Origin of the sequence: Serratia sp. CY74737 (genome assembly GCF_052166775.1) — a bacterium.
Classification (GTDB): domain Bacteria; phylum Pseudomonadota; class Gammaproteobacteria; order Enterobacterales; family Enterobacteriaceae; genus Serratia; species Serratia ureilytica.
Window position 1 is genome coordinate 12970 of the sequence record NZ_JBJNOF010000021.1, and the last position, 11795, is coordinate 24764.

General features: G+C 63.3%; 12 protein-coding genes. 7 read left to right on the forward strand and 5 right to left on the reverse strand.

Translation table 11 applies throughout. The features are described from left to right. Position 1 precedes the first annotated feature (1 nt). Genes ACJ8PE_RS23565 through ACJ8PE_RS23575 form a run of 3 tightly spaced genes read right to left on the reverse strand, consistent with a single transcriptional unit; the run spans position 2 to position 3195 of the window. Positions 2–1396, reverse strand: coding sequence for an AtzE family amidohydrolase (locus tag ACJ8PE_RS23565; protein WP_308324739.1), 1395 nt, complete (start codon positions 1394–1396; stop codon positions 2–4). Next, complete coding sequence (gene hpxX, locus ACJ8PE_RS23570; protein WP_197762041.1) at positions 1393–1584, reverse strand: oxalurate catabolism protein HpxX; 192 nt, start codon at positions 1582–1584, stop codon at positions 1393–1395. Before hpxX ends, ACJ8PE_RS23565 begins: the two co-directional genes overlap by 4 nt. Positions 1585–1608: 24 nt before the next feature. Next, a complete protein-coding gene (locus tag ACJ8PE_RS23575; RefSeq protein WP_197796916.1) occupies positions 1609–3195 on the reverse strand; it encodes a gamma-glutamyltransferase family protein in 1587 nt (528 codons plus the stop codon). A 142-nt stretch (positions 3196–3337) separates the two neighbouring features. Between ACJ8PE_RS23575 and ACJ8PE_RS23580 the strand changes: the two genes are divergently transcribed. The 7 genes from ACJ8PE_RS23580 (at position 3338) to hpxK (ending at position 9775) form a co-directional block, all read left to right on the forward strand. After that, positions 3338–4177 carry a MurR/RpiR family transcriptional regulator gene (locus tag ACJ8PE_RS23580; RefSeq protein WP_033644199.1) on the forward strand — a complete coding sequence of 280 codons (840 nt, stop codon included), beginning with the start codon at positions 3338–3340 and terminating at the stop codon, positions 4175–4177. Between the two features lie 216 nt (positions 4178–4393). Next, entirely contained in the window at positions 4394–5185 is a 792-nt protein-coding gene (locus tag ACJ8PE_RS23585) for a transporter substrate-binding domain-containing protein (protein WP_197796918.1), read from the forward strand. 12 nt (positions 5186–5197) lie between these two features. After that, positions 5198–5863, forward strand: coding sequence for an amino acid ABC transporter permease (locus tag ACJ8PE_RS23590; protein ID WP_033634112.1), 666 nt, complete (start codon positions 5198–5200; stop codon positions 5861–5863). Then, the gene (locus ACJ8PE_RS23595) at positions 5863–6519 is read left to right on the forward strand and encodes an amino acid ABC transporter permease (protein WP_033641953.1); all 657 of its coding nucleotides are present in this window, start codon (positions 5863–5865) and stop codon (positions 6517–6519) included. The genes ACJ8PE_RS23590 and ACJ8PE_RS23595 overlap by 1 nt, the downstream gene beginning before the upstream one ends. Next, entirely contained in the window at positions 6500–7243 is a 744-nt protein-coding gene (locus ACJ8PE_RS23600) for an amino acid ABC transporter ATP-binding protein (RefSeq protein WP_033641954.1), read from the forward strand. The genes ACJ8PE_RS23595 and ACJ8PE_RS23600 overlap by 20 nt, the downstream gene beginning before the upstream one ends. Positions 7244–7289: 46 nt before the next feature. Then, positions 7290–8534, forward strand: coding sequence for a pyridoxal-phosphate-dependent aminotransferase family protein (locus ACJ8PE_RS23605; RefSeq protein WP_033651003.1), 1245 nt, complete (start codon positions 7290–7292; stop codon positions 8532–8534). Further along, the gene (gene hpxK / locus ACJ8PE_RS23610; protein ID WP_404768978.1) at positions 8531–9775 is read left to right on the forward strand and encodes an allantoate amidohydrolase; all 1245 of its coding nucleotides are present in this window, start codon (positions 8531–8533) and stop codon (positions 9773–9775) included. The genes ACJ8PE_RS23605 and hpxK overlap by 4 nt, the downstream gene beginning before the upstream one ends. Here hpxK and ACJ8PE_RS23615 read toward each other — a convergent pair whose 3' ends face one another. After that, positions 9776–10549 carry an amidohydrolase gene (locus ACJ8PE_RS23615; protein ID WP_197793226.1) on the reverse strand — a complete coding sequence of 258 codons (774 nt, stop codon included), beginning with the start codon at positions 10547–10549 and terminating at the stop codon, positions 9776–9778. Continuing rightward, positions 10537–11697: a pyridoxal phosphate-dependent aminotransferase gene (locus ACJ8PE_RS23620; protein WP_147880962.1), complete on the reverse strand. Its 1161-nt coding sequence runs from the start codon at positions 11695–11697 to the stop codon at positions 10537–10539. The genes ACJ8PE_RS23615 and ACJ8PE_RS23620 overlap by 13 nt, the downstream gene beginning before the upstream one ends. Positions 11698–11795: the final 98 nt, after the last annotated feature.

The following is an 11795-nucleotide window of genomic DNA, read 5'->3' on the forward strand; positions in this document are numbered from 1 at the left end:
ATTACTCCTGTTTGCAGACGCAAGTGGCGATGCCGGCGCATTCCAGCGCATAGGCGGCGCGCAGCGCCAAATCTTCGCGCCACGGCGGGGCGATCAGTTGCAGGCCGATCGGCAGACCGGATGCGCTTTTCAAAGGAACCGTCACGACCGGCAGGCCAAGGAAGGAAATCGGCTGCGTCAGCATGCCCATACTGGCGCGGATCGGCAGATCGACGCCGTTGATGCGCATCGTTTCCTGGCCGATCGACGTGGCGCTGCACGGCGTCGCCGGGGCGATCAAAATGTCCCAGTGCTTGAACAGCGGCGCGGCTTGCCGGCGAAACGCGTGACGAAAGCGTTGTGCCTGCAAATACCAGGTGGCGGGGAGCATGGCGCCGGCCAGCAGTCGTTCTCGCGACAGTGGCTCGAAGCGTTCGGGTTGGCTGCGCAACTGCGGCAGATAGCGATGGCCGCCCTCTGAGGCGCTGAGGATAAAGGCCGCCGATCGGGCCAGCTCGGCCTGCGGCAGCTCGACTTCGGCGCTGGCTGCCAGCGCTTGCGCCACCTGGTTGACTGCGGCTTTGGCGTCATCATTGCACCATTGCAGGAAATAGCCGCCTAACACGGCGCAGCGCAGGTTCTGGCTGCCCTGCGCCAGCAACGCTTCGGTGCGGGAAATCGGTTGATCGCTCTGGAACGGATCCTCGCCGTCGATGCCCTGCATCGCGTCATACACCGTCGCGAGATCGTGCACCCGGCGGGCGAACGGGCCGATGTGATCCAGGCTGTCGACAAACGGCTGGCTGCCACTGCGCGAAAGACGGCCGAAGGTCGGTTTCAGACCATAAATGCCGCACAGCGAGGCGGGCACGCGTATTGAGCCATTGGTGTCGCTGCCGAGCGAAAAGGTCACCAGGCCGGCCGCCACCGCTGCGGCCGAGCCGCCCGAAGAGCCGCCGGCGATGCGCCTGAGGTCATGCGGGTTTCGGGTGGCACCGTAATGGCTGTTCTCGGTGGTGAAACCGTAGGCGTAGGCGTCCATGTTCAACATGCCGCAAAGCAACGCGCCTTGATCCGCCAGCCGGGAGACGCCCCAGGCGTCGCGGTCGGCCGGTGGCCGATCGCTGAACAGGCGGGCGCCGGCCAGCGTGGTTTCACCGGCGACGTCGAACAGATTTTTTACCGCATAGGGAATGCCGGCCAAAGCGGGCAGCGTTTGCCCAAGCGCGCGCGAACGGTCGAGGCGATCGGCTTCTTTTTGCATGCGTTCCCGGGTGATGTGCGTAAAGGCGTTCAGCGCGGGATTCTGACGGTCGATATGATCGAGCGTATGCCGGACGATCTCGCGCGCCGAGAGCGCGCCGCGTTCAAGGGCCGTACGGATCTCGGCGAGTGACAGGGCGCTTAAGGGATTCATGGGCGATATACCCCCGCGATTTCCTGGCGCGGATCCAGCGGGAAGGCCATCAGCGGTTCGGCCAGCGCGGCGATGCGTTCGATCTGTTTCAACAGTTCCCGGCGGCGGATATCGTCCAGTTCCACGGCCAGCACGGTTTCCATCTGGTGGATATAGGCCGCCCAATCGGCGGCGTGTTGATTGTTCATAAGCGATCCCGATAAATAAGAGAGTCAGAAGCCGGCGGCGCTGCCGTTGCTTCGCGGATCGAAAGCGCCTTCGAACATGCCGTTGGTGTGGCGTACGACGGCGCCGGCATGGCCGACCGTTTCGCTGAACGCCGGCAGCAGTTCAACGGCGTGGCCGCGCTGTCGCAGATAGTCGAGGGTCGCCGCGTTAAAGCGCCCCTCAAGCTTCAACGAGTCCGAACTTTCGCCCCAGGTTCGCCCCAGCAGCCAGCGCGGCGCGCTGATCGCCTGCTGCAGCGGCAGCCCTTGCACCACGTGCCGCACGAACAACGCCGCTTGAGTCTGCGGCTGGCCGTCACCGCCCATCGAGCCGTAGATCAGCGTGCGTCCGTCATACAGCCGGGCGGCCGCCGGGTTCAGCGTATGGAACGGCTGCTTGCCCGGCGCCAGCGCCAGCAGATGATCGGCGTCCAGGCTGAAAGAGGCGCCGCGGTTTTGCCACAGGACGCCACTGTTCGGCAGTACCACGCCGCTGCCGAATTCGTGGTAGATGCTCTGAATGAAGGAGACCGCCAGCCCACTGCTGTCCATCACCCCCATCCAGACCGTATCGCCGGGTCCTTTGCCCTGGCCCCAGTCGGCCGCTTTTTGGCCGTCGATGCGCCCGGCCAGCCTATCCAAATGGTCGGCCGCCAGCAGCGCCTGCGGATCCTGCGTCATGTGGCGCGGATCGGTGATGAAACGGTCGCGCAGATCGAACGCCAGCTTGGTGGCCTCGACCACGGCGTGCACCACGGCGCCTTCGCTCTGTCCGGCCAGCGGCAGACGGTCGGTCAGCCCGAGGATGGCAAGCGACACCAGCCCTTGGGTCGGGGGAGCCAGATTGAATATTTCACCTTTTTGGTGTTCCAGGCGCAGCGGAGGACGGCGGCATGGCCGATAACTCGCCAGATCCTGAGCGGTGAGCGGCATGCCCAACATCGCCATGTCCGCCGCCATGCTTTCAGCCAGCGGGCCGCGATAAAAACTGTCGAGCCCGTCCTCACTCAGGGCGATCAGCGTATCGGCCAGCTGCGGTTGGCAGAATCGTTGGCCGGCAAGCGGGATCTTTCCCTGCGGCAGGTAAATGCGGGCGAAGGGGGCGAACTCCTCCAGCTCGTGGCGTTTGCTGCGCGTCGCCGCCTCTTGGGAGGCGGTGACCGGAATGCCGTCGGCGGCGTAGCGTATGGCGTCGGCGAGCAACCGCGACAGCGGCAGCGGCGTTTCGCCCAGTTCGGCCGAATAGGCCAACGCCTCCTGCCAGCCGCCGACGGTGCCGGCCACGGTCAACGCCGCTTTTGGGCCGCGCTGCGGGATGCGGCTTTCTCCGGCGTACAGCGCCGGCGTCGCCAGCGAGCCGGCGGCGCCGCTGGCGTCGATGGTCAGCGGCTCGCCCTGCGGCGGCACGATCAGCCAGAAACCGTCACCGCCGATGCCGTTCATGTGCGGATAGACCACGGCGATGGTCGCGGCGGCGGCTACCATCGCCTCAATGGCGTTGCCGCCTTCGCGCAGCACCGCCAGCGCGCTTTCGCTGGCGAGATGGTGTGGCGTGACCGCCATGCCCTGTGGCGCGGTATTGCTGTTAATCATGTTTCTGCCCTTGTCTGAGGTGAGCGTTCGGGTAACAGAAGCAAGAGGCGTTCCACTTTTAATCAGGACGATTAATTGCTTGTCAGAGAGGGGCCGGGGCGTGCTATGTTCCGGTGAAACAAAAGTTACAGCGAGAGTGATGATGCAGCCCTTCGATGAACGCCTGCGCAACGAATATCCGCAATTGGCGCCGCAGGAACAGCGCGTCGCCGACTTTATCCTCGATCATTTCGATGACCTGATCAGTTACAACAGCGCCGAGCTGGCGCGCTTGAGCGGGGTTTCTAAAGCCACGGTCAGCAGGCTGTTCAAGCGGTTGGGGTATCGCAGCTACAAGGACATGCGCGCTGAGCTGCGCACCCTGCGCCAGAGCGGCATGCCGGTGACCGACGAGAGGCATGCGGTGCAGGGCAATACGCTGCTGGCGCGGCATTACAAGCAGGAAATGGCTAACCTCTCGCACTGGGTGAGCCATCTCGATGTGGAGCAATTCGGTGCGGTGATCGCCGCGCTGGCGCGGGCGCGGCGGGTCGCGCTGCTGGGATTTCGCAACAGCTATCCGATAGCCATGCATCTGCGTCAGCAGCTGATGCAGGTGCGGGAGCGGGTGCTGCTGATGCCGCAGCCCGGCCAGACGCTGGCGGAGGAGCTGGTCGATCTCGCGCCGCAGGATATGGCGGTGGTGGTGGCGTTTCGGCGCCGGCCGCGTCAGCTCAAGGCGATACTGACGCAGCTGCAAACTCGCCGGGTGCCGACGCTGTTGATCTGCGAACCGCAGGCGCAGTCGCTGATCCCGCTGGCGGACTGGCATTTGGCCGCTTCGCTGGACAGCGTCTCCGCCTTCGACAGCTATTCAGCCGCCATGAGCTTATGTAACCTGCTCAGTAACGCCCTGCTGCATGAGATGTTGGAGCAGGGGCGATCGCGTATTCATCATATTGCCGGTCTGTATCAGGATTTGGACGAACTGGAACCGCGCTAACCGGCGCTTTTTTGGTGCTGATGCACATTTTTAGTGCATCTCTGGCCTGCCTGCCTTCCCTTTCTCCGTCGCCGGCCCGCTGAGGCCGGCAGGTTTTTTCTCGTTAATCAGCGCCAGTTAAGGCATGGGTTCGACGTATTTTCGATTGGCACATTAGTTGCAGAGATCGTGGTGTAAGAATCTTTTGTTTCATCTTTTCACCATCGGGGATACGCTATGAACATCAAAAAAACGCTGTGGACGGTTTTCACTGGGATCGCCTTGCTGGCGCAGGCCGCGCCGACCATGGCGGATCAATTGCAAGAGATCCGGCAGCGCGGCGTCCTGCGCGTGGCGGTGCCGCAGGATTTCCCGCCATTCGGCTCGGTGGGCACCGATCTGCAGCCCCAGGGTTATGACATCGATATGGCGCGTTATCTGGCCGATAAGATGAAACTTAAGTTGCAGTTGGTGCCGGTCACCAGCGCCAACCGGGTGCCTTATCTGCAGACCAATAAAGTGGATCTGGTGATCTCCAGCCTGGGCAAAAATCCGGAGCGTGAAAAGACCATCGCTTTCAGCCGCGCCTATGCGCCGTTCTTCCTGGGGGTCTTTGGTCCTAAAGACGGCGCGTTGGCGGACATGGCGCAACTCGATGGCAAGACCGTCGGCGTCACGCGCGGTGCGGTGGAGGATATGGTTCTGAGCGACGGCGCGCCTAAAGGGGCGCAGATCAAGCGTTATGAGGATAACAACACGACGCTGTCGGCCTATCTCTCCGGGCAGGTGCAGTACATCGCCACCGGTAACATGGTGGTGAGTGCCCTGGCGCGCCAGAATCCGGGCAAGGCGCCGGCCGCCAAGTTTATGTTGAAAGATTCGCCGTGCTTCGTGGGGTTGCGCCAGGGAGAACCGGCCTTGAAAGCCGCGGTGGATACGCTGATTGGACAGGCGCTGGCGGACAAGACGCTGAATGGCCTGTCGGAGAAATGGTTGAAAGCACCGCTGCCCGATGGTTTTGGCGCATAACGGGAGCGGCGGATGACCTATCAGCTGAATTTCTCCGCGCTCTGGCCCTACATGCCTGAGCTGTTGGCGGGGTTACTGACGACGATGGCGCTGACGGCGTTGGCGACGTTGATGGGGGTTGCGCTGGGCATTTGCGGCGCGGCGATCCGCAGCGGCCGGGCCGGCGCGCTGAGCCGCCTTTGGGGCGTTTACGTCGAAGTAGTGCGCAACACGCCGTTCGTCGTGCAGTTGTTCTTCATCGTGTTCGGCCTGCCGAGCCTGGGCTGGAAACTGACGGCCGGGCAGGCGGCGCTGCTGGCGATGGTGATCAACCTTGGCGCCTACAGCACCGAAATTATTCGCGCCGGCATTCAGGTCACGCCGAAGGGGCAGTGGGAAGCGGGGCGCGTGTTGGGGCTCAGCCGCAGCCAGACCTTTTTACGCATCGTACTGCCGCCGTCGCTGCAGCGTATTTATCCGGCGTTGGTGAGCCAGTGCATCATCGTGATGCTGGGATCCTCGGTGGTGTCGCAGGTCTCGTTCGAAGAGCTGACCTTCGCCGCCAACCTGATCCAGTCGCGCACCTTCCTCAGCTTTGAAGTCTATCTGGTGACGGCGCTGCTTTATCTGTTGTTGTCGCTGTTGATGCGTCAACTGTTGCTGGCCGCCGGGCGGCGTTTTTTAGGGAGCCGGAACTGATGCTGACGTTTACCGATTGGGACATCGTGCGCAATCTGCTGTTGGCGGCTCGCTGGACGCTGCTGCTGTCGTTGACGGCATTTTTCGGCGGCACGCTGGTGGCGCTGCCGCTGGTGTTGATGCGCCTGAGCAAGCGCCGCTGGGCAATGCGTTTTGTCCGCGTTTACGCTGAACTGTTTCAGGGCACGCCGCTGCTGATGCAGCTGTTTTTGGCGTTTTTCGGTCTGGCGCTGTTCGGCGTCGACGTCAGCCCATGGACCGCGGCCGCGCTGGCGCTGACGCTATTCACCAGCGCTTTTCTGGTGGATATCTGGTCCGGCAGCATCGCCGCTTTGCCGAAAGGTCAGTGGGAGGCAGCCCGTTGTCTCGGGCTGAGTTTCACGCAGACGCTGATGCGCGTCATCACGCCGCAGGCGGTGCGTATCGCCATTGCGCCGACCGTCGGTTTCTCGGTTCAGGTGATCAAGGGCACCGCCTTGGCGTCGATCATTGGCTTCGTCGAGCTGACCAAGGCCGGCACCATGCTGAACAATGTGACTTATCAGCCCTTCAAGGTGTTTGGTCTGGTCGCGTTGGGCTATTTCCTGATGTGCTATCCCTTGTCGCGTTACAGCCATTATCTGGAGAAGAAATGCCATGCCGATCATCACCATTAATCAGGTTCAAAAATATTACGGTCAGAATCATGTGTTGAAGGGCGTGGATCTGGATATCGACATGGGGCAGGTGGTGTCGATCATCGGCCGCAGCGGGTCTGGTAAAAGCACGCTATTGCGCTGCATCAACGGGCTGGAAGGGTATCAGGAAGGGAGCATCAAACTGGGCGGCATGACCATCACCGATCGCGATTCGCAGGCGCGTGAAATCAGCCGCTCGATTGGCATGGTGTTTCAGAACTTTAACCTGTTCCCGCATATGACGGCGCTGGAAAACGTGATGCTGGCGCCGCGCCGGGTGTTGAAAAAAAGCGCTGCCGAGTGCCGCGAGTTGGCCGAACAGATGCTGAACAAGGTGGGGTTGGGTGAGCGCATGCATTACGCGCCGGCCAACCTTTCCGGCGGGCAACAGCAGCGGGTGGCGATCGCCCGGGCGCTGGCGATGAAACCGAAGGTGTTGCTGTGCGATGAGATCACCTCGGCGCTGGATCCCGAGCTGGTGGGTGAAGTCCTGAAGGTGCTGGAACAGTTGGCGCGAGAGGGCATGACGCTGATTCTGGTCACTCATGAAATGAGCTTCGCCCGCGAGGTGGGCGACCGGGTGGTATTCATGCACCAGGGCAAGGTGTGGGAGCAGGGAAATAGCCGCACGCTGTTCGCCAATCCGCAAACGCAGGAATTGAAACAGTTTATCGCTTCTGTGCGCGGGTTGTCAGAAGCCTGATTTCGGCAAATAAAATGACAAGTTATTAAGCTGGTAAGGAAATAACATGCTAACTACTCCGCAGTTCGAACAGATTAACCCGCCGGCGCGCCTGTTGATGGGGCCGGGGCCGATCAACGCCGATCCGCGCGTGCTGCGCGCCATGTCGAGCCAACTGATCGGCCAGTACGATCCGGCAATGACCGGTTACATGAATCAGGTCATGGCGCTGTATCGCGCGCTGTTCCGCACCGAAAACCGCTGGACGATGCTGGTGGACGGCACCTCACGCGCCGGCATCGAGGCGCTGTTGGTTTCCGCCATTCGTCCGGGCGATAAGGTGCTGGTGCCGGTATTCGGCCGCTTCGGACATCTGCTGTGCGAAATTGCCCGCCGTTGTCGCGCCGAGGTACACACGATCGACGCGCCGTGGGGCGAGGTGTTCAGCGCCGATCGCATCGAAGACGCGATTAAGCGGGTGCGCCCGCGCCTGCTGCTGACGGTGCAGGGCGACACGTCCACCACCATGCTGCAGCCGCTGCATGAGCTGGGCGATATCTGCCGCCGCCACGGCGTGCTGTTCTATACCGATGCGACGGCGTCCTTTGGCGGCAACCCGCTGGAGACCGACGCCTGGGGGCTGGATGCGGTCTCCGCCGGGCTGCAGAAGTGCCTGGGCGGCCCTTCCGGCAGTTCGCCGGTCACCCTCAGCCCGCAGTTTGAAGAGATCGTGCGCCGTCGCAAATGCGTGGAGGAGGGGATCCGCACCGCCGAACATGCCGACGGCGACGACGAGATGATCTACTCCAACTATTTCGACCTCGGCATGATCATGGATTATTGGGGGCCGGAACGCCTGAATCACCATACCGAAGCCACCAGCATGTTGTTCGCGGCACGAGAATGCGCGCGGGTGATCCTCGAGGAAGGGCTGGATCAGGCCATTGCCCGCCACCGGCTGCACGGCGCGGCGATGCTGGCGGGCATCCAAGGCATGGGGCTGGCGGTGTTCGGCGATCTCGATCACCGTATGAATAACGTGCTCGGCGTGATGATCCCGCCGCAGGTGCACGGCGAGCAGGTGCGGCAGATGATGCTGAACGATTTCGCTATCGAAATCGGCACCTCGTTCGGCCCGCTGCAGGGCAAGATCTGGCGCATCGGCACCATGGGTTACAACGCGCGCAAAGATTGCGTGCTGCAAACGCTGGCGGCGCTGGAGGCGGTGTTGAACCGGTTGGGCTTCGCCACGCAACAGGGGGAGGCCCTCCAGGCGGCCTGGAACCTGTACGATGCAGGACGGCCAGAATGACGCCGCAGGAGGCGCAGCAGGCCGCCGCGCGGGTGATGGCGCGCTGTGACGAGCTGGCGGCGATCAGCGCGGAGCCCGGTAAACTGACGCGTCTTTATCTGTCTGTGGAACATCGGCGCGCCAACGTTCTGGTGGGCGAATGGATGCGCGAGAGCGGCATGCGGGTGTGGCAAGACAGCGTCGGCAATATCTGTGGCCGTTATGAAGGGCTAACGCCCGGTGCCCCCGCGCTGCTGCTCGGTTCGCATCTGGACACGGTGCGCAACGCCGGGCGTTATGACGGCATGCTCGGCGTGCTCACTGCGCTGGAAACGGTGGCGCAATACCACCGCCAGGGGCGCCGTTTGCCGCTGGCGCTGGAGGTGATCGGCTTTGCCGACGAAGAGGGCGCTCGCTTCGGCGTGACGTTGCTGGGCAGCCGCGGCTTGACCGGCCAATGGCCGCAGGAATGGCTGGCGCAGACTGACGCGGACGGGGTGAGCATCGCGCAGGCCATGCGCGACTTTGGGCTGGAGCCGACGGCGATCGCGCAGGCGCGCCGCGCGCCGCAGGAAATCCGCGCTTATCTGGAATTGCATATCGAACAGGGCCCGTGTCTGGAGGCGGCCGACCTGGCGCTGGGCGTGGTGACGGCGATCAACGGCGCGCGTCGGCTTAACTGCGTCTTTAGCGGGGAGGCGGGCCATGCCGGTACGGTGCCGATGGGGCAGCGCAAAGACGCGCTGGCGGCCGCGGCGGAATGGATAACGGCGGTTGAAACGTTGACCCTCGCCGCCGATCCGCATCTGGTGGCCACCGTCGGCTGCATCGAGAGCCTGCCGGGCGCGGCCAATGTGATCCCGGGCGAAGTGCGATTGACGCTCGACGTGCGCGGCCCGCAGGATGCGCCGCTGGCGGCGCTGTTGGCGACGTTGCTGGCGCAGGCGCAGACGATCTGCGCACGCCGCGGAGCGCGCTTCGCCAGCGAGGAGTTTTACCGCATTGACGCCACCGCCTGCGATAGCGATCTGCAGCGCCGCTGGCAGGCGGCCGTCGAGCAGGTACAGGGGCAGAGTCTGGCGCTGCCGAGCGGCGCCGGTCATGACGCCATCGCCGTGGCGGCGCAATGGCCGGTCGGCATGCTGTTCGTGCGTTGCGCCGGCGGCGTCAGCCATCATCCGGCTGAAGCGGTGCGGCAGACGGACGTAGCGCTGGCGATACAGGCCTATTGCCTGGCGATCGCCGGCTGGGAGCGCGTTTAATCAGTCAAGACGCAGAAAGCTGTCGGCATCGCGCCAGGCCGGGAAGGCGTTGCGGTAACTCTGCAGGGTTTCCAGCGACAGCTCGGCGTCCAGCCGCGCGGCTGCGCCGGGCTCGGCATCCGCCAGGATCTCGCCCTGCGGGCTGATGATCAGGCTGTCTCCGCTGTAGTTCAGGCCGTTCGGATCGTCGCCCACCCGGTTGCAGCCCGCCACATACACCTGATTTTCAATCGCCCGCGCCGCCAGCAGCGTTTGCCAATGGCGGCTGCGCGGCGCCGGCCAGTTGGCGACGTACAGCGCCAGATCGTAATCCTGCTGATAGCGCGCCCAGACCGGGAAACGCAGGTCGTAGCAGATCTGCGGCAGGATGCGCCAGCCGCGCCACTCGACGATTTCGCGCCGGTTGCCGGCCTGATAGTGCAGGTGTTCGCCGGCCATGCGGAACAGATGGCGTTTATCATAGGCATGCACCTGGCCGCCCGGCTCCACCAGCAGGAAGCGATTGACCGCGCCTTCGGCGGTTTTCAGCGCCACGCTGCCGCCGATCAACGCGTGGCTTTTCACCGCCCAACCGTGCAGCCAGTCGATCACCTGCTGTTCGGGCAGGGCGCTCTCGCCGGCATCCATGGCAAAACCGGTGGTGAACATTTCCGGCAAGACGATGAGATCGCGCCCGACGATCGGCGCCAGCAACGCGTCGAAGGCGGCCAGGTTAGCGAGGCCGTCGCGCCAGACCAGAGGTTGCTGCAACAGGGTAATTTTTAAAGTCGACATAACCGCTCCGCAGCTGCATCCAGCGTGGCGTCCTGTTTAGCGAAGCACAGCCGGATCAATTTATGGGGGAAAGGATCGGCACAGAAGACCGACAGCGGAATGGCCGCCACGCCCACGTGCTCGGTTAACCAATGGCAGAACGCCACATCGTCCAGATCGGAGATGGCGCTGTAGTCCGCCAGCAAGAAGTATGTACCGGCGCAGGGTAAAATTTCCAGTCGGCTGCTCGCCAGCGCTTGCACGAAGCGGTCGCGCTTGGCGCGGTAGAATGCCGGCAGCTGTCGCCAGTGCTCCGGCTCGGCGCGCAGGCTATCCGCCAGCGCCAGCTGCGCCGGGGTGTTGACCGAAAAGGTCAGGTATTGATGCACCTTGCGCACCTCGGCGCTCAGCGCGGCGGGCGCCACGCAGTAACCCACTTTCCAGCCGGTCATGTGGAAGGTTTTGCCGAAAGAGGACACCGCGATCGCCCGTTGGCGCAATTGTGGGTGGGCCAATACGCTGGCGTGCCCGCCTTTGGCGAAGCAGATGTGTTCGTAGACCTCGTCGCTGAGCACGTAGATCTCGCGTTCGGCGATGGCGTGCCACAGCTGCTGCATGTCTTCCGCCTGCCAGGCGGTGGCGGACGGGTTGTGCGGCGTATTGACGATCACCAGACGGGTGCGCGGCGACAGCGCGGCGGCGAACCGGTGCCAATCCACGGCAAATGCGGGCGGCTGCAGGGCGAGGCGTTTGAGTACGCCGCCGGCCAGCGTCACCGCCGGCGCGTAGCTGTCGTAGCTCGGATCGAAACAGACCACCTCATCGCCGGGGCGCACCAGCGCGGTGATGGCGGCGAACAGCGCTTCGGTGGCACCGGCGGTGACGGTCACTTCGCTGCCGGCATCCGGCTGCCAGCCATACAGCTCGGCGGTTTTGTCGGCGATGGCTTCGCGCAGCGCCGCCACGCCGGTCATTGGCGCATATTGGTTGGCGCCCTGGGCGACGTGCCAGGCCAGGCGTGCTTTCAGATAGTCCGGCCCGTCAAAATCAGGGAAGCCCTGCGACAGGTTGATCGCCTGATGCTGCTGCGCCAACGCGCTCATCTGGGTGAAGATGGTGGTGCCCAGGGCAGGCAGTTTACTGTCGGGAATCAATGCGGAAGTGCTCATAACAGGTGAATACTCCAGGCGCTTATATTGCCGTCAATATAACACGATGCTAGTATTTGGCAATCAAGACGCTTAGATGGCTAAATGCGAAAAAGTGC